The 21,927-nt window shown below is 38.0% G+C and carries 19 protein-coding genes and 4 pseudogenes; 6 read left to right on the top strand and 17 right to left on the bottom strand.

Annotated elements, in window-relative coordinates; genetic code table 11:
• Positions 1–150: 150 nt before the first annotated feature.
• Positions 151–528 carry an RNA recognition motif domain-containing protein gene (locus tag ACLKL2_RS16720; protein WP_413692531.1) on the top strand — a complete coding sequence of 126 codons (378 nt, stop codon included), beginning with the start codon at positions 151–153 and terminating at the stop codon, positions 526–528.
• 36 nt (positions 529–564) lie between these two features.
• Here ACLKL2_RS16720 and ACLKL2_RS16715 read toward each other — a convergent pair whose 3' ends face one another.
• Positions 565–942 carry a hypothetical protein gene (locus ACLKL2_RS16715; protein ID WP_113820151.1) on the bottom strand — a complete coding sequence of 126 codons (378 nt, stop codon included), beginning with the start codon at positions 940–942 and terminating at the stop codon, positions 565–567.
• Positions 943–988: 46 nt separating this feature from the next.
• Positions 989–2,216: pseudogene (locus tag ACLKL2_RS16710) on the bottom strand (cystathionine gamma-synthase family protein).
• 404 nt (positions 2,217–2,620) lie between these two features.
• On the opposite strand from ACLKL2_RS16710, the pseudogene ACLKL2_RS16705 reads away from it, so the two are divergent.
• A pseudogene (locus ACLKL2_RS16705) lies at positions 2,621–3,921 on the top strand (sensor histidine kinase).
• 552 nt (positions 3,922–4,473) lie between these two features.
• Here the strand turns inward: ACLKL2_RS16705 and cspE are convergent.
• A complete protein-coding gene (gene cspE / locus ACLKL2_RS16700; RefSeq protein WP_019613006.1) occupies positions 4,474–4,680 on the bottom strand; it encodes a transcription antiterminator/RNA stability regulator CspE in 207 nt (68 codons plus the stop codon).
• Between the two features lie 330 nt (positions 4,681–5,010).
• Between cspE and ACLKL2_RS16695 the strand changes: the two genes are divergently transcribed.
• Positions 5,011–5,508 (top strand): YaiI/YqxD family protein, encoded by a 498-nt coding sequence (locus ACLKL2_RS16695; RefSeq protein ID WP_413692530.1) that lies wholly within the window; start codon positions 5,011–5,013, stop codon positions 5,506–5,508.
• Here the strand turns inward: ACLKL2_RS16695 and nqrM are convergent.
• From nqrM to ACLKL2_RS16650, 9 genes and pseudogenes are all read right to left on the bottom strand, one after another.
• Positions 5,501–5,725 carry a (Na+)-NQR maturation NqrM gene (nqrM, locus tag ACLKL2_RS16690; protein WP_113820155.1) on the bottom strand — a complete coding sequence of 75 codons (225 nt, stop codon included), beginning with the start codon at positions 5,723–5,725 and terminating at the stop codon, positions 5,501–5,503. The genes ACLKL2_RS16695 and nqrM overlap by 8 nt on opposite strands.
• A gap of 70 nt (positions 5,726–5,795) precedes the next feature.
• Positions 5,796–6,755, bottom strand: coding sequence for an FAD:protein FMN transferase (locus ACLKL2_RS16685; RefSeq protein ID WP_413692529.1), 960 nt, complete (start codon positions 6,753–6,755; stop codon positions 5,796–5,798).
• A 5-nt stretch (positions 6,756–6,760) separates the two neighbouring features.
• Entirely contained in the window at positions 6,761–7,984 is a 1,224-nt protein-coding gene (gene nqrF / locus ACLKL2_RS16680; protein ID WP_413692528.1) for an NADH:ubiquinone reductase (Na(+)-transporting) subunit F, read from the bottom strand.
• Positions 7,985–8,050: 66 nt separating this feature from the next.
• The gene (gene nqrE / locus ACLKL2_RS16675; protein WP_113820158.1) at positions 8,051–8,659 is read right to left on the bottom strand and encodes an NADH:ubiquinone reductase (Na(+)-transporting) subunit E; all 609 of its coding nucleotides are present in this window, start codon (positions 8,657–8,659) and stop codon (positions 8,051–8,053) included.
• Between the two features lie 5 nt (positions 8,660–8,664).
• Positions 8,665–9,296, bottom strand: a pseudogene (locus ACLKL2_RS16670) (NADH:ubiquinone reductase (Na(+)-transporting) subunit D).
• Positions 9,289–10,068 carry a Na(+)-translocating NADH-quinone reductase subunit C gene (locus ACLKL2_RS16665; RefSeq protein WP_113820160.1) on the bottom strand — a complete coding sequence of 260 codons (780 nt, stop codon included), beginning with the start codon at positions 10,066–10,068 and terminating at the stop codon, positions 9,289–9,291. Before ACLKL2_RS16665 ends, ACLKL2_RS16670 begins: the two are co-directional and overlap by 8 nt.
• Positions 10,061–11,266 (bottom strand): NADH:ubiquinone reductase (Na(+)-transporting) subunit B, encoded by a 1,206-nt coding sequence (locus ACLKL2_RS16660; RefSeq protein WP_113820161.1) that lies wholly within the window; start codon positions 11,264–11,266, stop codon positions 10,061–10,063. Before ACLKL2_RS16660 ends, ACLKL2_RS16665 begins: the two co-directional genes overlap by 8 nt.
• Positions 11,267–11,268: 2 nt before the next feature.
• Positions 11,269–12,587, bottom strand: a pseudogene (locus ACLKL2_RS16655) (Na(+)-translocating NADH-quinone reductase subunit A).
• A gap of 321 nt (positions 12,588–12,908) precedes the next feature.
• On the bottom strand, positions 12,909–13,220 hold the full coding sequence (locus ACLKL2_RS16650; protein WP_413692527.1) for a BolA family protein: 312 nt from the start codon (positions 13,218–13,220) through the stop codon (positions 12,909–12,911).
• Between the two features lie 326 nt (positions 13,221–13,546).
• Between ACLKL2_RS16650 and ACLKL2_RS16645 the strand changes: the two genes are divergently transcribed.
• Both ACLKL2_RS16645 and infA read left to right on the top strand, forming a co-directional pair.
• Entirely contained in the window at positions 13,547–14,263 is a 717-nt protein-coding gene (locus ACLKL2_RS16645; protein ID WP_413692526.1) for an arginyltransferase, read from the top strand.
• A 109-nt stretch (positions 14,264–14,372) separates the two neighbouring features.
• Positions 14,373–14,591: a translation initiation factor IF-1 gene (gene infA, locus ACLKL2_RS16640; protein ID WP_007419779.1), complete on the top strand. Its 219-nt coding sequence runs from the start codon at positions 14,373–14,375 to the stop codon at positions 14,589–14,591.
• A gap of 92 nt (positions 14,592–14,683) precedes the next feature.
• Here infA and clpA read toward each other — a convergent pair whose 3' ends face one another.
• The 4 genes from clpA to ACLKL2_RS16620 form a co-directional block, all read right to left on the bottom strand.
• Entirely contained in the window at positions 14,684–16,939 is a 2,256-nt protein-coding gene (gene clpA, locus ACLKL2_RS16635; protein WP_413692525.1) for an ATP-dependent Clp protease ATP-binding subunit ClpA, read from the bottom strand.
• Positions 16,940–16,983: 44 nt separating this feature from the next.
• Positions 16,984–17,310 carry an ATP-dependent Clp protease adapter ClpS gene (gene clpS, locus ACLKL2_RS16630; protein ID WP_113820165.1) on the bottom strand — a complete coding sequence of 109 codons (327 nt, stop codon included), beginning with the start codon at positions 17,308–17,310 and terminating at the stop codon, positions 16,984–16,986.
• A 299-nt stretch (positions 17,311–17,609) separates the two neighbouring features.
• A complete protein-coding gene (locus ACLKL2_RS16625) occupies positions 17,610–18,563 on the bottom strand; it encodes a chemotaxis protein CheV (RefSeq protein WP_113820166.1) in 954 nt (317 codons plus the stop codon).
• A 139-nt stretch (positions 18,564–18,702) separates the two neighbouring features.
• Positions 18,703–19,278 (bottom strand): DUF6942 family protein, encoded by a 576-nt coding sequence (locus ACLKL2_RS16620; RefSeq protein WP_413692524.1) that lies wholly within the window; start codon positions 19,276–19,278, stop codon positions 18,703–18,705.
• 181 nt (positions 19,279–19,459) lie between these two features.
• Between ACLKL2_RS16620 and ACLKL2_RS16615 the strand changes: the two genes are divergently transcribed.
• Complete coding sequence (locus tag ACLKL2_RS16615) at positions 19,460–21,364, top strand: methyl-accepting chemotaxis protein (RefSeq protein WP_413692523.1); 1,905 nt, start codon at positions 19,460–19,462, stop codon at positions 21,362–21,364.
• 101 nt (positions 21,365–21,465) lie between these two features.
• Here ACLKL2_RS16615 and nrdG read toward each other — a convergent pair whose 3' ends face one another.
• Positions 21,466–21,927, bottom strand: coding sequence for an anaerobic ribonucleoside-triphosphate reductase-activating protein (gene nrdG / locus ACLKL2_RS16610; RefSeq protein ID WP_413692522.1), 462 nt, complete (start codon positions 21,925–21,927; stop codon positions 21,466–21,468).

The following is a 21,927-nucleotide window of genomic DNA, read 5'->3' as shown; positions in this document are numbered from 1 at the left end:
AAAGAGAGGAAACCAACCTATTCCATTTTTTCATCAATTAAATAAATTGTTAATACTTCAATATCTATTTTCTAATTCTCCATGCTTTAAACAGCAATCAATACGAGTTCCTGTTAAAATAAGCTAAATCATCCAATCAAGTGAGTTCCCATGAAATTATTAGTACGTAACCTTGCCAAGGCAACAACAGAAGACAAATTACTGAGTTTATTTAAAGAGTACGGCAACGTTCAATCTTGTAATCTTGTTCTAGATAAAGAAACAGGCGCATCAAAAGGTTTTGCTTTTATTGAGATGCCTAAAGTAGGTGAAGCGAAGGCTGCAATCAAGCAGTTAAATAGCTATAAATTAGCGGGTAATTTAATTCGAGTTAAAAAAGCAGATACTAAAAAAGAAGCAGCACCGGAAACGCGAGTAGCAACAGCAAAACCGGCAAAAGAAGCAGTGCAAACAGACTCAACAGAAACAGCTGAAATGGTTGATCCGGCAACAGTCTGGGGTGAAGTAAAAGACGAAATAAAAGAATAATTTAACTACTCGTCTTAAGCTAAGCCCACCTATGACCTAGTCTTTAATGGCTTTAAGCTTAGCTTCGTAATATTGGCGAGATACTGGGTCGAATCGATTTAAACAGAGCTGGAATAAACCAGCACTGTTTAAATGACTCAATAACAAAGCCCCTTTCTTATATTCACTGTTAATATAAGCCAGTTCTGCTTCACTATAAGCGGTATTTTCAGCTAACGTTGTTTGTTTAATATCTTGATAATAATAAGCCATCACTGCATCACCTTCACTCTCAGCTAACACCTGGCATTGTTCATAATTAGCAAGCTTATCACCAATGGTTTTTAAAGCCTCTTGGTTAACAGGTACTGTTTGTTCCTTTGCCAATGCAAAAGAACTTAATAAAGAGATTAACAATACAACGGAATATTTCATCAATATCAATACCAAACAAAAAGGAGCTTCACGCTCCCTTTATGATTTAAGCTAACGCTTGCTCAAAGTCTGCAAGTAGATCAGCAGTATTTTCAATACCAATTGAACAACGGATCATATTCTCACTAATGCCCATCTCTTGACGTAACTGTAAGCCCATTTCAAAGTAGATAGTAGGCGCAACTGGTAAGGCTAACGTGCGGTTATCACCTAAATGTGTTGCGCTGATCACTAGATTTAATTTATTTAAAAATTCACAGCAATCAATACCATCAACCAGATCAAAACTTAATAAAGCCCCAAAACCAGTAAATAGGTCTTTAGCACGTTGATGTTGTGGGTGATCAGCTAAACCAGGGTAATACACTTTAGCTACTTTAGGGTGTGCTTGTAACAGTTCAGCTAAAGCCATACTATTTACTGCTTGACGCTCCATGCGCAGCTCCATTGTTTCACTACCAACAGAGATAAGATGTGCACCTTGAGAGCTTAAACAAGCGCCCATATCACGGAGGCCTTTTTTCTTGATCTGGCTAATGCCCCATAAGTTACTGTCACCTTTACGGTAACCTTCATAGATATTTGGGTATTTTTCCCAATTAAACAACCCAGTATCAGTCACTGAACCACCCATGGCATTACCATGACCCGCTACGTATTTAGATAATGATGTTACGATTAGACTTGCTTTAACGCTATTAGCATCAAATAAAAAGCTCGAAGTAATGGTATTATCAATGACATAAACTAGCTCATTTTCAACACAGAACTCACCAATTTCATCTAATGCACTGATTTGTGTAACTGGGTTTGCAATTGTCTCTACAAACACCATTTTAGTGTTACTTTTTAGCGCTGCACTAACATCATTAATATTCGTTGCGTCGACTAAAGTAACCTCAATACCGTAACCTTCTAATGTGCCTAATAACGAAGTGGTATTACCAAACAAGAATCGACTACAGATAAGGTGATCACCAGACTTTAACAGTGTTAAAAAAGTCGCTACGATAGCTGACATTCCACATGAAAAAACAGCAGTTGCAACACCGTTATCTATTTTCTGAATTTTTTTACATAATGCATCTAAAGTAGGTGTTGAAGAACGAGCATAAGCGTGGCCGAGGTTGCCCTTGGAAAACGTCAATTAACCCTTGTACATCTTTAAACCCGTATGGGACTGAGTTATGAATCGGAGCATGGACCGCGCCTGCTTCTAGGCCTAATTGATGATCTGAATGCACTATTTTTGTGGTAAAACCTAACGCTGTCATTTAAATTCCTTGCTTTTATTCTCAATAATGATCGCTTTGATCTAAAATGTCGTAAATTTAACGTATTATGCCTAATCTAGACGGATTTAGCATCAGGTGTATTAAGGAAATAAATTGAAGTCAAATATATACGGTGTGTTAGTTTTTTCTTAGGGTTAGTATTTTCATACTTCATTTCCCTGCATTTGACTGAAAAAGAAAAAGTACAACAACAGCAAAATATTTTAGTGGAGAGTAAAAGTATTGCTTTTAACATCCGTAATAGCATCGAAAGTAATGCAGAGCAGATTCAATTATTAATTAATCATTGGGGTTCTATTGATGACCTCAATGGGCATTGGGAAGTGGACACCAACCTTCTGATTAATAGAAACCGTTTTCTAAAAACCATCAAATTGTTTCCAATGGTAGATGAATCCTTATTTGATTTACCAGAGGGCACATTGATTAAAACCAATGATGAAATAGACAAAAGAAGACAGTTACGTACACGTGAGCATCTCCCTAAAAACGCAGATCAAGTTGTCTCTAATTTTGTTTATACCACCCGTGCTACTTATTTACCTGATAATAATATTGAGTTAAAACTGCAATTCCCGATTGTTATTGACAATCAATTGATTGCTTATGTTGAAGCACCAATACAATTAGGCATGTTATTAAACCATAAGTTAGATACCTACCAAATCACTAAACCCTTTGCTATTTCCGAAAATGGGACTGTGTTATTTAATTATCTCCCTCAAAAACTGCATATCAATAATATTACTAAGGAATCGATCATTCACATATATGGCCATACATGGACGTTAATGGTGTGGTCAAATATAGTGCATCAAGAGAAAGGATTATTCTTAATATTATCGCTCTTGGTTTCGTTTTTAGCTGCAATAACAGTGAAACTTGCTATGTCGAATATTGCACTCATTAAAAATGATCTGAAAAACAAGCATTTAATTAGGCAAGTTGATGATGAGTATAGAAGTAGCCAAGCTAAGTTAATACAATCTAATAAACTCGCCTCTTTAGGGGAGATTGCGGCTGGTATCGCCCATGAAATTAATCAACCTTTACAGGTTATTTGTATCCATACCGATATTTGCCAAGAAAATATTAAAAATGGTAACTACCATTTAATCGAAAAAAGCTTTAAAGCCATTACATCTCAAAGTGAACGTATCGAAAAAATTGTTAAACAAGTGGGTAGCTTTGGCCGAGATAGTGAGCTGGATAATTACCAGCAAGAGGAACCAAATCGTATATTGAATAATGTAATATCAATCGTCATTAACCAATATAAACAAGATCAAGTGGAGCTGAGACAAGTTATTCCTAGCTCTTTACCATTGCTTTACTGTAATAAAACGCAGATAGAACAAGTGCTGGTTAACTTATTAATTAATGCTAAAGACTCGGTGGAAACGTCAGAAAGGAAAGTGGTCTTTTTCAAAGCGCACGCTCAAGATCATAAACTGTATATTCAAGTCTCAGACTCAGGTACTGGAATAGACCCCAGTAAAGTCAATGATATCTTCACCCCCTTTACACAACTAAACCCATGGGTAAAGGCACCGGCTTAGGTTTATCCATTAGTTACTCTATTATCCATCAACATCAAGGTCATATTAAAGTGTCTAGTGAAATTGGACATGGTAGTGTGTTTACAGTGATCTTACCTTTTGAACGACCAAAAACAAAAGCTTAGATGTAGCTGTTATACCAATTGTATTAAATAACTGATCTAAATTTTGCGCCGGAAAAATGGCTTAGTTTGAGGCGTAAGTTGATGTAAATGGTTGTTCCCTATACGAAACTTACAACGAAAAAATAAGTTGTTTTAACAAGTAAAATAGGTCAGTTACTTACTATGATTGGTATTAGATACTCTATTGCCCGTTGATATCAAGGGCATATCAAAGTGTCTAATGAAGTTGGACACGGTAGTGTGTTTACAGTGTTTTTGCCTTTTCAACGACCAAAAATAAAGCTTAGGTATTATATTAGATAAACAGTTTAGTTTTTGAGAATTGTAGCAAATCACATCATCCTAATATATGGGAAATAGCTTCACTAATTATATGTTGGAAGACATATAACATAAGCATGTTATTAGGATGATGTGATTCGAGTATTGCTGGTAAGACTTGTTGCTAGGATAAATCTACAAATATATTTTTTTATAACGCATAAAAAAAGGCAAGTCATAACCTACCTTTTTTCAATCAGAATGAGCATTTACATGCTCATCGAAGCAATATTAAAGAGCTACGATGTTTTCTGCTTGAGGACCTTTTTGACCTTGAGTCACAGTGAACTGTACTTTTTGGCCTTCAGCAAGAGTTTTAAAACCAGTGCTTGCGATAGCAGAGAAATGTGCGAAAACGTCAGGACCGTTTTCTTGCTCGATGAAACCAAAACCTTTAGATTCGTTGAACCATTTAACTGTACCAGTAGTAGTAGACATGTGTATATCCTAATATATTTGAGTAATTTAACCTTAAAAATTAAGGCAGTTGGCTAGAAGTGTTGCTATTACTTATGATGTATAGGATTCGGTACATAAATACGGAACAAAGAACATAAATATCAAACGAACTTTCAAGCTAAAAATTATTATATATAGGTTTAATATGGTGTCAATAGCTATTTAACTTAAATATAAAAAAACATTAATTTTATTATCAAGTTTAAAGCATTCTTTTATTTTTCAGTCAGTTAAAGACAATTTAAAATTTAACGATTAATTAACACTAGAATATTTGTTATATTTATCCTTTAAATATTGAGGTTAAATATGACAATTTGGATTGATGCAGATGCTTGCCCAGTGGCAGTCAGAGAGATGGTTTTAAGAGCCAGCACAAGAACCCAAACACCATTGGTTTTTGTTGCAAACTCCCCCTTACCTGTGCGTAGAACACCTTTAGTAAAAACAGTACAGGTTTCACAAGGCTTTGATGTCGCCGACAATTATATTAGTCAACATGTGGAGTTAAAGGACTTAGTTGTGACTCAAGATATTCCTCTTGCCGCTGAATTGGTTGAAAAAGGCATCATAGCGCTTAATCCTAGAGGTGAGCTTTACACCCCAGATAACGTTAGACAACGTCTAGCAATGCGTAATATGGCCGAAGAGTTAAGAAGTATTGGACAGATTAGTGGTGGGCCGAGTAAGTTCTCAGACAAAGATAAACAAAACTTTGCTAATTCATTAGATAAATGGCTACAAAAGCAAAAAGGTAAGCCGAGGCTTACCTTTGGTAATAAAAGAAATAAATTCAAACTTAAATAATACGAGTTTCAGCTTGTAATTTCTTTAATCTAAGTTCTTCTGCTTCCTTCTTCTTACGGGTATCACAAGGATCTGGACAGTCGCACTCTTTGTCGATACCTACAGATGCAAGCCCACCGCAGCTACCTCCAATGGTTTTTTGATTAACAATATAACCAATTGCCATTGCAACGATAACTAATAAGAAAACAACAAAGGTAGCAATAAAATAGATCATTATTTTTCCTCTACAAGGTATTGTTCAAACTCAGGAGTAAAGGATTCTATAAATCCATCCCCCTGCTTGGTCAATAAAAAACAGGCTGCTTTAATTTAGTTGCAAATTCCAAGCCGTCTTCAGGTCCTAGTACAGTAATTGCAGTAGCTAATCCATCTGCAACCATACTACTTTCATCAATCACAGTAACAGATACTAACTTATGATCGATAGGACGACCAGTTTTTGGATCAATCGTATGGGAATAACGTATGCCATCTGCTTCAAAGTAATTACGATAATCACCTGAAGTTGCAATCGCACTATCACCAATATGTAATAGGCGTTGTACATCTTGGCCTGCACCAGGACGTTCAATAGCCAATGTCCACGGTTGTTGGTTTAGTTTAGTGCCACTGGCTCTTAACTCGCCACCAATATCAACTAAGTAGTTATTGATTCCTTTTGTCTCCATAAACTCAGCAACTGCATCAACACCATACCCTTTAGCAATTGATGATAAGTCGACATACAAATCGGGTTTGCTCTTAATAAGCTTGTTACCATCAATGGATAAATATTGGCTACCAATACTTTGCTTAGTTTTTTCAATCAATTCAGCGTCAGGGATCTTATTCGGTTTTTTATCTGGACCAAAGCCCCATAAATTAACCAAGGGCCCCACTGTCACATCAAAAGCACCTCCACTTTGCTGATAAATTTTAAGAGCTTCAGAAACCACTTTGATGGTAGCGTCTGATACTTCCTGTGTGGATTCACTTTTATTAAATAAAGACAATTCAGAATTAGGTCGATAAGTCGACATTTGATCGTTAACTAACTCTAGTTGTTGATCAATTAACTCTTTTAATGCATTACTTAGTAGTTGTTTGTTAGATGTTTGTTCACTCGATAAAACATAAGTAACTTGATAATAAGTCCCCATGGTTTGCCCCTGAATTTTTAATAATGCAGGTTCAGGTTTAGTGCACGACGAAATAAAAAAGGCTAGCCCTATTAAGGCTAGCCATTTGATTGATGCGTTAATCATCGGGGTTAGCCGCCGAAATCATCAAGTAAGATGTTTTCGTCTTCTACGCCTAAATCTTTAAGCATAGCAATAACCGCTGCATTCATCACTGGTGGACCACACATGTAAAACTCACAATCTTCAGGAGCTTCATGGTCTTTAAGGTAGTTTTCATATAACACGTTATGAATAAAGCCTGTGTAACCATCCCAATTATCTTCAGGTTGTGGATCACTTAGTGCAACATGCCATTCAAAGTTGTCATTTTCAGCAGCAATAGCATCAAAATCTTCTACGTAGAACATTTCACGCTTAGAACGCGCTCCGTACCAGAAACTAGCTTTACGCTTAGTTTTCAAACGACGGAATTGGTCGAAGATATGAGAACGCATTGGCGCCATACCAGCACCACCACCAACAAAGACCATCTCATTTTCAGTTTCTTTCGCAAAGAATTCACCGAATGGACCAGAGATTGTTACTTTATCGCCCGCTTTCAAGCTAAAGATATATGATGACATTTTACCACAAGGTAATGACAGATCACGTGGCGGTGGCGTAGCGATACGCACGTTCAACATGATGATGCCTTCTTCACCAGGGTAGTTAGCCATTGAGTATGCACGGATAGTTTCATCATCTACTTTTGATTCTAGATCAAAGAATTTGAAATGTTCCCAATCACCGCGGTACTCTTCATCGATATCAAAATCTTTATATTTAACATGATGTGCAGGTGCTTCAATTTGAATGTAACCACCGGCTTTAAACGGTACAGATTCACCATCAGGAATTTGCAGTTTAAACTCTTTGATGAAGGTAGCTTGGTTATCATTAGAGATAACAGTACATTCCCACTTCTTAACACCAAAGATCTCTTCTGGTAGTTCGATATCCATGTCTTCTTTAACATTCACCTGACATGATAAACGCTCGCCTTCTTTAGCTTCACGTTTAGTAATGTGGTCAAGCTCTGTTGGTAGGATATCACCACCACCTGATTTGATTTTCACACGACACTGGCCACAAGTACCACCACCACCACAAGCTGAAGAAACGAATACACCAGCATTTGCTAATGCGCCCAATAACTTACCACCCGCTTGGGTTTTGATGCTTTTATCTGCATCATCATTAATAGAAATTGTAATATCACCCGTGCTTACAAGTTTTGCTTTTGCCGATAAAATAATAACGACTAGAGCTAAAACGATAATTGTAAACATGGCAACGCCGAGAAAGATTTCCATCGACTTTTTCCTTGTTTTGGGAGGGAATAAATTCCCTCGAATTCATCTAAGCTACAACAGTAACAACTACAGCTGGATACCAGAGAACGACATAAAACCTAATGCCATTAATCCAGCCGTTACAAATGTAATACCTAAGCCACGTAAACCATCTGGTACGTCAGAGTATTTCATTTTTTCACGGATACCCGCTAATGCAACGATTGCTAATGTCCAACCAACACCACTACCTACACCGTAAACAACAGACTCTAATAAGTTGTATTCACGTTGAACCATGAACGATACACCACCGAAGATGGCACAGTTAACAGTAATAAGTGGTAGGAAGATACCCAGTGCTTGGTATAACGCTGGAAAGTATTTATCTAAAATCATTTCCAAGATTTGTACTAACGCTGCAATAACACCAATGAAAGTGATAAAGCCTAAAAAGCTTAAGTCAGCATCAGGGAAACCAGCCCAACCAAGCGCACCAGGTGCCAGTAGGTTAAAGTAGATAACTTGGTTAACAGGTACTGAAATACCTAACACCACGATTACCGCAATACCTAGACCGATTGACGTTTTTACTTTCTTAGATACAGCAAGGAAAGTACACATGCCTAAGAAGAAAGCCAGTGCCATATTTTCCATGAAAATAGAACGCACAAATAAACTAAGATAATGTTCCATTCAAATTACTCCTTTGGCTCAACTTGTTCTGGTTTAATCACGCGAATAGCCCAGATAATGCCACCAATAATAAAGAAAGCACTAGGAGGTAATAGCAATAGACCATTACTTTGGTACCAACCACCATTAGAGATTAACGGTAAGATTTCGAATCCAAATAAAGCACCTGAACCGAATAACTCACGGAAACCACCAACTAAAACAAGGATTAAGCCGTAACCTAAACCATTACCAATACCATCCATAAAGCTTGGGAATGGCGCATTTTTCATCGCAAATGCTTCCGCACGTCCCATAACGATACAGTTAGTAATAATAAGACCAACATAAACCGATAACTGTGTAGACAGTCCGTATGCATAGGCTCTTAATACTTGGTCAACAACGATTACCAATGATGCAATAATCGCCATTTGAACAATGATACGTACACTGTTTGGAATGTAGTTACGAATCATCGAAATGAACAAGTTAGAGAAAGCAGTTACAAACAATACCGCTAAGGTCATTACCACAGCAGTTTGCAGTGTTGCTGTTACCGCAAGTGCAGAACAAACACCAAGGATTTGCAATGCAATCGGGTTATTACTTACAACCGGGAAGTAAGTACTTCTTTTAATTCAGTTGATTTAGCCATTGTTTAGCGCTCCTTCACGAACTTTGCTAAGAAATGGACCAAAACCTTGCTCACCTAACCAGAAAGTAAAGGTATGCTCAACCCCAACACTAGTTAGTGTTGCGCCTGATAAACCATCAATTTTATGTTTAGAACCAGCAGGTGCTTGGCCTTTAACGATTTCAATTGCAGGGTCACCGTTCTCATCGTACAACTCTTTACCTTTAAACAAGTTAGTCCAACGTGGGTTTTGAACTTCACCACCTAGTCCAGGTGTTTCACCTTGCTCGTAATAAGTAATCGCTTCAATAGTATTACCATCAGGTTGTATCGCAACAAAGGCATACATCGTTGACCATAAACCAGCACCGTGTACAGGTAAGATGATACGTTGTAATTCGCCTTGGTCGTTAGACACTAGGTAAACTGTTGCTAAGTTTGCACGACGACCAATTTTAGCAATATTATCCTCTGCACTAAGCTTAATGCTCGTTTCAGGATCTTTAGCTGCTTTACGTTGGTCATAAGTGATTGGGTCTTCTGATGAAACAAACTCACCCGTTGCTAAATCAACTAACTTAGTTTCAATGTTTGAATTAAAGATTTCAGACACTGTTTTATCAGTTGTTAAACCAGCAACATCAAGAATTTTATTTTGCTTATCAATCGCTTTATTTTCGATTTGTAGAGGGCGTAAGCCAACGGCTGCGCCTGCTACAATAATTGAACATACTAGACAGACTGCCAGTACGACAATCATCGTTTTGCCAAATGTTTCTTGTTGGTTAGACATTACGAGCTAGCCTCCGTTTGATGTTACCTTGAACGACGAAGTAATCGAATAACGGTGCAAATAAGTTAGCGAATAGAATTGCTAACATCATACCTTCTGGGAAAGCAGGATTTACAACACGAATCAACACCACCATCAAACCAATCAAAATACCGTAGTACCATTTACCTTTATTAGTGAATGAAGCCGATACGGGATCAGTTGCCATGAAGATCATACCAAATGCAAAGCCACCCATTACTAAATGCCAATACCAAGGTAATTGGAACATATGGTTAGTATCACTACCAATCACATTAAATAGTAATGATGTTGCAATCATACCGATCATCACACCTGCAATAATACGCCATGAAGCAATACCAGTAATTACAATGAAAGCACCACCGATCAGAATCGCTAATGTCGATACTTCACCGATACTACCTTGCATGTTACCTAGGAAAGCATCTACCCAAGTTAATTGAGCGTGAACAGCATCTAAACCACCTTGAGACATCACACTTAGTGAAGTCGCACCAGAGAAACCATCTACTGCAGTCCAAACAGCATCACCAGAGATATCTGTTGGGTAAGCAAAGAATAGGAAAGCACGACCTGCTAATGCTGGGTTTAAGAAGTTACGACCAGTACCACCGAAGATCTCTTTAGCAACGACAACACCAAAGGTAATACCTAGTGCAACTTGCCAAAGTGGAATTGTCGCCGGAACGATTAATGCAAACAGTACAGAAGAAACGAAGAAACCTTCATTAACTTCATGTTTACGTACACTTGCAAATAATACTTCCCAGAAACCACCAACAACAAACGTCACTGCGTAGATAGGTAAGAAGTAAGCAGCGCCGAATAAGAAGTTATCAAATACACTAGCCCCAGACCCTAAGGTCACACCAAATGTATTTAACAAAGCAACGCGCCAATCTTCAAGTGCTGAATAACCAGCTACGATTGCATCGTTAGCTTGTACACCCGTGTTATACATACCGTAAAACATTGCTGGGAACGTTGCTAACCAAACAAAAATCATCATGCGTTTAAGGTCAATACTGTCACGAACGTGCGTAATACCTTTGGTCACATAACCAGGAGTATAGAAAAATGTCGCTGCAGCTTCATACAGAGCGTACCATTTTTCATAACGGCCTCCTGCTTCGAAGTGCGGTTCCATTTTTTCAATTAAGTTCTTAAGACTCATTATTAGCCTTCCTTCTCAATTTTACCTAGACAATCACGCAAGATTGAACCGTATTCGTATTTACCCGACAAGCATAAGTACATAAAGCTAAATCTTCTTCGTCTAATTCTAAGCAACCTAACGTTTGTGCACCATCTGTATCACCCACGATTAAATCGCGTAATAACACAGTCGGTAAGATATCTAATGGCATAACACGCTCATATTGACCGATTGGCACCATCGCACGCTTACTTCCACCAGTAGTTGTAGTGAACGCAAACTTCTTAGCACTATTTAACGCAGATAAGAACGCACGAGAAACTGAGTGTTTATTTAAACCAGGAGCACCCCAACCAAATAACTCTTTCTCATAACCTTCAATCAATGCAGATACTTGATTATGGTAACGACCTAAGTAAGCATGTGGACCTGTAGCAGTAACACCACATAACACAGAACCCGAAATAACACGTACTTGACCAGCAACAAGTTGGTCAGCAGTTAATTGAGTAGTAGAAGCACCTAGAACCGTACGCACTAAACGTGGTTTTGTTACAGCAGGACCCGCTAAAGAGATCACTTTTTCACTGTAAATTTCACCCGATACAAACAACTTACCGAATGCGATCACATCTTGGTAGTTAATTGACCAAACTTGCTTAGTAGCAGATACTGGGTCAATGAAGTGTATATGCGTTCCCGCTAATCCAGCTGGATGAACGCCGGTGAATACTTTTTCTTCAACGCTAACAACATCAGAAGTTGGCAGTGTCGCTTGGTCTTTACAAACGTACACTTTACCTTCAGTTAGCTGAGATAAAATAGCTAAACCGTCAGTGAAGGCTTGCTGGTTATCATTAATGATAAGGCTTGCGTCAGCCGCTAATGGATTAGTATCCATTGCAGTAACGAAAATAGAAGCAGGCTGCGCATCAATAGCTGGTACTTTACTAAATGGGCGAGTGCGTAATGCAGTCCAAGCACCTGATGCAACCAAGTTCTCAACAACTTTACTACGCTCAATGCTAGCTAGTTGTTGGCTTTCATACTTAGCAAATTGCACATTCTCATTGCCTTGTATTGAAATAACTACAGATTGCAGCACACGTTTAGCACCACGGTTGATTTCTTTAACTACACCAGATGCTGGAGCGGTAAAAAGTACACCTTCATTTTTCTTATCAGAAAATAAAGTTTGTCCTTTTTTCACCACGTCTCCGACTTTAACAGCCATTGACGGGCGCATTCCAACATATTCTTCACCCAGTATAGCAACTTCAGAAATGGCAGGACCATTTTGAATGACTTGCTCTGGCGCTCCTGAAATCGGGAGGTCCAGTCCTTTTTTATAGTAATCATATTCTCTTGCACTATGTTACGGGAGGAAAAGTTAAATGCCTTTCGGCGATAAAACATTACACGCAAAAAATTGAAGTTAACAATTGATTAACATGTACACTAAAAAATTCGGTGAAATATTAACATTAGAGAGGGGTTAAATGCTATATCAAATCAAAAAGCTTACTGCAGTTAGTTCAAATTTAAATAAAAAAGAAAACAAAGTTTGCAAAAAGCGTTCACATTTTAAATTGTGATTAATTAATTTTTCGTTCAGAGCGTCTCTTGTTGATATTTCTTGCTTATACCAATCACATTGGTATTACTTTCCACCGCCTAAACATTTTGCTGATTCAGGTGATAACTGATTTTTTTCAGCCCATTGAGTAGGTGTGTAAGTATGTAAAGCTAAAGCATGGACAGGGCCAGCAATTTCTTCAGCAAGCAATTCATTAATTAAACGATGTCGCATAATTAAACGCAGTCCCTCAAATTCGTCACAAACAATAGTGACTTTGAAATGAGTCTCAGAATTTGGTGGAACAGAATGATTATGACTTTCATTTATAACTTGCAGGTAGTCCGTTTGGAAACGTGCTACCAACTTATCTTGGATAGTTTTTTGAACGATCATATTACCTCTATTGACGGTGTACATTAGCTTAGGGAGAACTAAATTCGTACAACTTAATTAGACGGGACGCATATGGTACCGTATTTCTCAGCTTTTTTTCCACAAATTTAACATTTAATTTACTTTTTAAAATTCACTCAATAATTTGCATTGTTTTATCAGCTAATATCATCAAAATATAATCCATACTCAGCAATTCAGAAGAGATAAGCCAACACATCGATAGACAAGTAAGGTGAATATTATTACCCTGAACTGTCATTGGCCTTAATGTTTGTTTATGTGCCCTTATTTTTAACTAACGTTATCAATTATAAAGGTAATTTGTGTCCCAAACTTCAGAACTAAAAGTAGGCCTGACCGCTACTTTTCCATGTTCCTACTTAGCGGAGAAGGAAGAACAGTTAATTATGTTGCTGGATCCTGAAGATAACGCTAAACAACATTATTCTGCTTTGATGGCGATAGGTTTTCGACGCAGTGGTGAACAAGTGTATCGTCCACACTGCCCTGCCTGTAACCAATGCGAATCATTACGTATTGCTAGCCAAGAGTTTAAATTATCCAAGAGTCAAAAACGTTTATTGAATAAAAACAAACATTTCACTACACGTATAGCAAGGACTATTAGCGTAGACTATTACCCTTTATACGAACGCTATATTAATCAAGTTCACCGTGACGGTGTAATGTACCCGGCTACAAAAACACAGTTCGACTCTTTTGTAGCCTGTACTTGGGGAGAGATTCTGTTTGTTGAAGTGTATGATCAAGATAAATTAATTTCTGTTGGTGTTACGGATGCCCTGAACTATGGAGCAACTAGTGCATGGAGCGCTTTTTATTGTTTTTATGATCCTGATTATGCGCATACTTCTTTAGGTAAATATACGGTTCTGCAACAATTAGCACTCACTAAACAGCATAGTATTGATTTTTTGTATTTAGGGTATTACATTCAAAATTGTCAAAAAATGAATTATAAAAATCAATTTAATCCTCACCAACGTTTCATAAACCAGCAGTGGAAGGACTTTGATTAGCTTTTTAGTGTGAATTATGAACAACAATCCTTTACCACTCTCAATTATTCTGGCATTATGCGCCGATTGAAATTAGCACTACTTACCTATTACAAAGGATCCATCGCCAATGGCAAAAGAAGACAGTATTGAAATGCAAGGCACTATCTTAGATACGCTGCCTAATACAATGTTCCGTGTGGAATTAGAAAACGGTCACGTTGTTACTGCACATATCTCAGGAAAAATGCGTAAAAACTACATCCGTATTCTAACTGGCGATAAAGTGACAGTTCAGCTTACACCTTACGATTTATCAAAAGGTCGTATTGTTTTCCGTGCTCGTTAATACAAGCCGGTAACAAAATTAGGCTTTTATTAGCCATAAAAAAACCAGCTAAACGCTGGTTTTTTTATACTTGAAACAAAATAATTAAATAATTAGTTACTCATCTCTAGTTTTTTCTCGTAATTAAACTCAATACCATCGCCGTCGCCATTTAATATTACACGAACACTACCACCGTCCTGTAAGCTACCAAATAAGATCTCATTAGCTAATGGTTTCTTCAATTGCTCTTGAATCAAACGCCCCATTGGTCGAGCGCCCATCGCTTTATCATAACCATGTTCAGCTAACCAATTGCGAGCCTCACTGCCCACTTCAAGGGACACTTGTTTTTTATCCAATTGTACTTGAAGTTGCACGATGAACTTATCAACAACCTGACTAATCACATCAAGGTCTAAATGATTAAACCAGATAATGTTGTCTAAGCGGTTTCTAAATTCAGGAGAGAATACTTTATTGATCTCATCCATCGCTTTAGCGCCCTCTTTTTGTTCTTTAAAACCAATACTTTGTTTCACGGTTTCTTGGACACCGGCATTAGTTGTCATTACCAAAATAACATTTCTAAAGTCGACTTTGCGACCGTTGCTATCGGTTAACGTCCCGTGATCCATTACTTGTAATAGGATGTTATAAACATCACTATGAGCTTTTTCTATCTCATCCAATAACACCACTGAGTAGGGGTGTTTTACCACAGCATCGGTCAATAGACCTGCTTGCTCGTAACCTACATAGCCAGGAGGAGCACCAATGAGGCGTGAAACCGTATGTTTTTCCATGTACTCAGACATATCAAAACGTAATAACTCAATACCTAGTGCTTTCGCTAGCTGTTGTGTTACCTCAGTTTTACCCACCCCTGTAGGGCCAGCAAATAGGAATGAACCAATGGGTTTTAGCTCGTCAGATAAACCAGAACGATTTAAATGAATCGCATCGGTTAATGCATCAATGGCACTGTCTTGACCAAAAACCGTCATTTTTAGACGTTGGTGTAATTTAGCTAATGCATCTTTGTCTGAGCTAGAAACTGATTTTTGTGGAATACGCGCAATTTTAGCAATGATGTTTTCAATCTCAGTGACACCAATGGTTTTTTTTCGTTTACTCACTGGTAATAAACGCATTTGCGAACCAGCTTCATCAATCACATCGATCGCTTTATCCGGTAAATGACGGTCATTGATATACTTAGCGCTTAGTTCAGCGGCAGCAATCAATGCTTTGTTGGTATAACGAATATTATGATGTTCTTCATAACGTGTGCGTAACCCTAATAGGATTTGTCCGGTTTCTTTAATTGAAGGCTCAAGTACATCGATTTTTTGGAAACGACGCGCTAAGGCATGTTCTTTCTCGAAGATCTGTCCAAACTCTTTATAAGTCGTTGAGCCAATACAACGCAGTTTGCCACTACTTAATAAAGGTTTTAATAGGTTAGCTGCATCAAGTTGCCCACCGGTCGCTGCACCTGCACCGATAATAGTGTGAATTTCATCGATAAATAAGATCGCATTATCTTGAGACTGCAGTTTCTTTAACACATCTTTAAAGCGTTGCTCAAATTCGCCACGGTATTTTGTTCCGGCAAGCAAAGCCCCCATATCTAATGAATAGATAATATGGTCTTCGATAACATCTGGCACATTGTTATGTACAATTTGATACGCTAACCCTTCTGCAATAGCGGTTTTACCAACTCCTGATTCACCCACTAACAACGGATTGTTTTTACGGCGACGACATAGAATTTGCACACAACGCTCTACCTCTTTCTCTCGGCCAATTAACGGGTCGATAGTTCCAGCAACCACTTGCTCGTTAAGGTTAACGGTGAAAGGCAACTCATGACTCTCTTCTTCAACAGGTTCGGCCTGTTCAGGTTCATGGAAGGTAATACTGTCAGGGTGTTTTTCAGTGCCATGTGATAGGTAATTCACAACATCTAATCGAGAAAGGTTAGATTTTTTAAGTAGATAAGTAGCCTGAGACTCTTGTTCACTAAAGATAGCCACCAGCACGTTAGAAGCGCTAACTTCTGATTTGCCAGAAGACTGAACATGAAAAATAGCGCGCTGTAGGACACGTTCAAAAGCGATAGTTGGCTGTACTTCTAGCTTTTCACTTTTAACATCAGACAGGCTTGGATTGGTTTCTAAGAAATTCGTTAATTCAATATGTAAAGAAACAATATCTACAGAACACGCTTGTAGGATCTTCTTTACTTCTTCATTTTCTAATAAGGCTAATAACAAATGCTCTAATGTCATGAATTCATGATATTTTTCATAAGCGATTCGGAAAGCTAAATCAAGACTATGTTCTAAAGGTTTATCTAGCATGGAGTCTCCTTATGAGAGTGTAAGTAAATAATATCGTAAAACTGTTAACTCTCTTTTTCCATTGTACATTTCAATGGGTGTTGATTATCTTTTGCATACTGAACGACTTGCATTACTTTGGTTTCGGCAATTTCAGCAGTAAAGGTGCCACAAATACCAACCCCTTTATAGTGAACGTTCAACATAACTTCTGTTGCTGTTTCATGATCTAATCGAAAAAAACGTTGTAATACATCAATAACGAAGTCCATCGGCGAATAATCATCATTATGTAATAACACGTTATACATAGATGGCGGCACTAACTTTGTTTGTTGCGACTCAATTGTTGCCGATTCGTTACCCGTTTTTGGAGAATTTTTATCACTCATGGTTTAGTCTAGTCTTCATTATTAAGGTTGTTGAAATAATTAGTCTTTCTATTCAATTAACGTTATGAGCTTCTCAATATTAATCATATAGGAAGGCATAAAGCTAGTCATTTATATGTCACACTAATCAGATTAAATAGATGCAATTCGCTTTGTATTTGAAAAAAGGTAACTTTTAACAAAAAAACCAAGGCTTTGATTGCGAGTACAATGTCACTCCTTATCACTTTGTACAATATTAGAGTAAAGCTTAATCCTATATTGTGCAAACACTAGGTGCATTGCTTTTTTATCTCAGTTTATTGGTCAAGCTTCGCTTTCAAACAAGTCTGAACCACTTCCACTAAGCGATCCGGCTGAAATTTAGAAAGAAACTCATTACAGCCTACTTTTTCCACCATGGCTTTATTAAAATCACCGCTTAATGAGGTATTCAAAACCACAAACAGATCCGACATACGCGGATCATTTCTAATCTCTGAGGTTAACTTATAACCGTCCATGATCGGCATTTCCGCGTCGGTGATCACCATCAAGATTTGATCTTTAATATTTTTACCTTGCTCTAACCAACTTTTTAATAGCTGTAATGCTTCCTGACCATTTTTAGCAGGAATCACTTCAACACCAAGTTGCTCTAGAGTATTAGCAACTTGTCTACGCGCTGTGTAAGAGTCATCCACGTGTAAAACTCGTTGGCCTGCAAATTCCGACAAAATATTAGGGTCAACAACGCCTTCAGATATATCTACTTTATAATCTAGAATCTCTGCTAGTACTTTTTCAACGTCAATAATTTCAATTAACCCAGTTAACTCACCTCTTGTCTCTTCTCTGAGCTTAGTGATCGCTGTTAAATAATGGTAACGGCCCACAGTTGAAGGAGGCTCCATGATCTCACTCCAAGTCATATTCACAATATGCTCTACTTTTCCGACTAAGAATCCCTGCACAGTACGGTTATATTCAGTGATAATAAGGTTTGATTCACTATCAGGCACTAAGGGTTGTAGACCAATGGCAGCTTTGAGATTAATCACTGGAATCGATTCACCACGAATTGCCACCACCCCATCAATATGTGGGTGAGAGTTAGGTAGTTTGTTGAAGTGAGGTAATTTCACCACCTCTTTTACCTTAAACACATTTAATGCAAAAAGTTGGCGGCCAGAAAGGTGAAACAACAATAATTCTAAACGATTCTCCCCTACCAGGTTGGTTCGTTTATCAATATTGTCCAATAAGTTAGTCATATTTATATCCCTATAAAACATTAATCATTATCAAGTTTAATATAATCATTAAAATACTGAGATAATAAATGGTTTACGTTGTAAGAAAGCAGTTTGACGTGCAACAGTTAATAATGAGGACTCTATCACGTCAACGCCACTATTTATATTTCCCTTGTAAGAGCTGGCTTAATAGCCTGGCTAATCGCTGTATTTTTATATTCGATAGCTGGCGATAATCAAAATAGGGACAAACAATAATGTGTTGTTCAAAGTTAATGGCAAACTCTTCATCTAACCACAACAGCTCAGTATTTAACTGCTCACTATTTAATAATTGCTTTGCATAAGTCCTACCGCAGATAATATGCACAGTGCGCTTGCTTTTATCTGCTTCAGCTTCAACAAGGTTCAAAGCGGGAGCACTAAACAATAACGCCGTAGCGCTATTTTCTTGCAATAAATACTGGTCACGGTAAGCCTGCCAAGTTGCCGCTAATTGTGAAAACTGAAAATCATTGTTGTCCAAAGCATAAAGTACCTTGGCGTATACATTAAACACCTTTCGCCAGCCGTTACCACAAGCTCTACCTATCGCCTCGATATCAGTTTCTTGTAAAGGAACAACAGTTGTTACCCCCAGCCATTGTTCCATATTAGGTTGATTTTGAATATACACAGCAAAAGTGAAGTTAATATCTCCTAAACCAATACACGCCTGTCTTTTCTCTCGCACTTAGTTAACACCTTTATTAAAACAAAAAAATAACACAATAAACACCTCATTAGGGATAGAAATTCAGTTTGTAACAATGTTACTATCCCGCGCAATCAGCATCTATCAATTATAGATAACCAGTCGCATTAATCACACTGACATTAATGCCTATTTAGCCAACCAATTAAGAGTTACCAACATGTATCTTAACTTCAAAGGGCGCATTGTTTCCGCAGCAATCGTTATGTTAACCGTTGCCACTGCAACGCTTTCCTTTATCTCCTACAGCCAGCAATCTAACATTACCATAGATAACGTTGACCGATACTCGATGCTAAACCTATCTAGCAACGGAGACAAAATTCAGCAATTCGTTGCCAGCATTGATAGAAGCATAGGCTCAACTGCGTCACTTTTTACCACAAGAAGCGACCAACAAAACATCATTACTAACCTCAAGTTATTACAACAATCAACACAAGCTTCAGCGATTGTTGTTGGTTATGCTGATGGGGTTGCCTTTAATAGTAATAAAGGCAAATATACATCCAGCTATGATCCACGCACACGCGGTTGGTATCAACAAGCAAAACGCCAAGGTAGTACTATTATTACCGACATCTACACAGGAAGTAGCACTGGCCGCCTGATGATCAGTATTGCTGCTCCTTTTTATACAAACAATGTTATCCAAGGCGTGCTACTTGCTGACCTTGAGTTAAGCGGCTTACAAAGCATGGTTGATAACACGGTGTTTTCAGGCGCAACAGCCACACTATACACAGGTTCAGGTTTAGTATTGGCCTCCTCAGATCGCACCTTAATCGCAGGAAAAAGCCATATATCAGATAGCCCGGCATTAGCACCTTTTAAAGATCAACTATTAAACCAACAACGAGGCTCTTTTTCATACCACTCAAATGGAGAAGATAAGGTTAACTATTTCCAAACGATCAAGCTCAATGATACAAACCAATGGCACCTGTTAATTACCTTAGATGAAGCGGTTGTGTATCAGGTTGTTGATCAATCTTTGCAGACTAGCCTGATTAGCACACTTATCTTAATTAGTATTGGTTCATTAGTTATCTATCTACTACTTAGCTACACATATCGACCGATCATAGCCCTCAAACAAACAGTGCAAGCACTATCTAGTGGTCATGGTGATTTAACCACACGATTACCTGTCACTAGCGAAGACGACCTAGGGCAAATATCAGCGAACATTAATATCTTCATTGCTAACCTGCAGCATATGATGTTGGATATTGCTAAAGCATCATCGCGTATCGACGCTAGTATTGATGGTTTACAGACTTTAACTGAACAGAATAAACAGACCTTTAATCAACATAAAATTGAAACAGAGCAAGCAGTTACAGCGCTAGAAGAGATGAGTGCAACTTCTCAGGATGTAGCTCAAAATACCTCTGGCGCCGTAGAGTTTACTAGTAAGACCAATACTCAAGCAGAACAGTCAAAAGTAGTCGTGCGTAATGCGACACAAACTGTGACTGAGTTAGTAGAAAGTGTGGATGATGTTTCTAAAAATATTAGCGAAATGGGTCTACAGATATCAGAAATAGCCAAAGTACTTGGCATCATTGGTGAAATTGCAGATCAAACGAACCTACTCGCATTAAACGCAGCCATTGAAGCTGCGCGAGCAGGTGAACATGGTCGAGGTTTTGCAGTAGTTGCCGATGAAGTACGTGCGCTAGCGTTAAGAACGCAACAAAGTACCACTGAGATTCAACAAACGATTAATCGACTCACCACCAGTGGTCATACGGTAACGCAGACCATGAAAGCGACTCGCACTAGTTGTGAAGAAACCTCTTTACAGATCAACTTAGTGGTGACGGATCTAGATGATATTAGTTTATCTGTTGAAGAGTTAAATGCCATTAATGTACAAATCGCGACAGCCGCTGAAGAACAAAGTGCCGTATCCCATGAGATAAATAAAAATATGGTAAAAATAAGCGAAATGGTGGAACGTATTGCCACAAGTGGTGACGATGTAAATCACGAAGCCATTAATTTAGCAGATGCAAATTTACACCTCACTGATATTGTTAAAAAATTCAAACTGCAGTAATTAACCACAAGATTCATTAAATCAAACAAAAGAAGAGCTCACTGAGCTCTTCTTTTTCTACTGCTGTTCAAGGTTACTACTTAGATCAAGTTATCCATTACCTATAAGTAATGGATAACTTGATTGGAACTACCACGCCAACTCAAGGATAAATCTGCTTTATCTTGCTCATACTTACCATCAATCAACACATCAATCCAAGGTAATATCAAACGCTGCTCAGCAGTTAATTCATCTAATACATAACCCGTCCATACCCAGATCGTTTTTCCATGGCACGATTGCTTAACGCGTTTCACTAACTTCAATACTGTTTCAAGATTTGCCGGATGTAATGGATCTCCGCCGGATAAAGTCAGCCCTTGTTTGACAATTCGCTGGTCATTGAGATCATCAATAATCTGCTGTTCAAGCTGCTCGGTAAATAACTGCCCTGCCGTTAAAGACCAAGTTGATTGGTTATAACATCCCCTACATTGATGTACACAACCAGATACAAATAACGTACAACGTGTACCTTCACCATTAACCACATCAACAGGGAAATATTTAGAATAATGCAT

This window comes from Psychromonas sp. KJ10-2 (genome assembly GCF_047323255.1).
Lineage (GTDB): Bacteria > Pseudomonadota > Gammaproteobacteria > Enterobacterales > Psychromonadaceae > Psychromonas.
The sequence above is the reverse complement of the archived record's forward strand: the minus strand, read 5'-3'. Positions and strand labels throughout refer to the sequence as shown.

Excerpts from the sequence above, each read along its gene's own strand:
- ACLKL2_RS16720 (WP_413692531.1), top strand. The coding sequence starts at position 151 with ATGAAATTATTAGTACGTAACCTTGCCAAGGCAACAACAGAAGACAAA.
- ACLKL2_RS16715 (WP_113820151.1), bottom strand. The coding sequence starts at position 942 with ATGAAATATTCCGTTGTATTGTTAATCTCTTTATTAAGTTCTTTTGCA.
- cspE (WP_019613006.1), bottom strand. The coding sequence starts at position 4,680 with ATGTCTACTACTACTGGTACAGTTAAATGGTTCAACGAATCTAAAGGT.
- ACLKL2_RS16695 (WP_413692530.1), top strand. The coding sequence starts at position 5,011 with ATGACAATTTGGATTGATGCAGATGCTTGCCCAGTGGCAGTCAGAGAG.
- nqrM (WP_113820155.1), bottom strand. The coding sequence starts at position 5,725 with ATGATCTATTTTATTGCTACCTTTGTTGTTTTCTTATTAGTTATCGTT.
- ACLKL2_RS16685 (WP_413692529.1), bottom strand. The coding sequence starts at position 6,755 with ATGATTAACGCATCAATCAAATGGCTAGCCTTAATAGGGCTAGCCTTT.
- nqrF (WP_413692528.1), bottom strand. The coding sequence starts at position 7,984 with ATGGAAATCTTTCTCGGCGTTGCCATGTTTACAATTATCGTTTTAGCT.
- nqrE (WP_113820158.1), bottom strand. The coding sequence starts at position 8,659 with ATGGAACATTATCTTAGTTTATTTGTGCGTTCTATTTTCATGGAAAAT.
- ACLKL2_RS16665 (WP_113820160.1), bottom strand. The coding sequence starts at position 10,068 with ATGTCTAACCAACAAGAAACATTTGGCAAAACGATGATTGTCGTACTG.
- ACLKL2_RS16660 (WP_113820161.1), bottom strand. The coding sequence starts at position 11,266 with ATGAGTCTTAAGAACTTAATTGAAAAAATGGAACCGCACTTCGAAGCA.
- ACLKL2_RS16650 (WP_413692527.1), bottom strand. The coding sequence starts at position 13,220 with ATGATCGTTCAAAAAACTATCCAAGATAAGTTGGTAGCACGTTTCCAA.
- infA (WP_007419779.1), top strand. The coding sequence starts at position 14,373 with ATGGCAAAAGAAGACAGTATTGAAATGCAAGGCACTATCTTAGATACG.
- clpA (WP_413692525.1), bottom strand. The coding sequence starts at position 16,939 with ATGCTAGATAAACCTTTAGAACATAGTCTTGATTTAGCTTTCCGAATC.
- clpS (WP_113820165.1), bottom strand. The coding sequence starts at position 17,310 with ATGAGTGATAAAAATTCTCCAAAAACGGGTAACGAATCGGCAACAATT.
- ACLKL2_RS16625 (WP_113820166.1), bottom strand. The coding sequence starts at position 18,563 with ATGACTAACTTATTGGACAATATTGATAAACGAACCAACCTGGTAGGG.
- ACLKL2_RS16615 (WP_413692523.1), top strand. The coding sequence starts at position 19,460 with ATGTATCTTAACTTCAAAGGGCGCATTGTTTCCGCAGCAATCGTTATG.
- nrdG (WP_413692522.1), bottom strand. The coding sequence starts at position 21,927 with ATGCATTATTCTAAATATTTCCCTGTTGATGTGGTTAATGGTGAAGGT.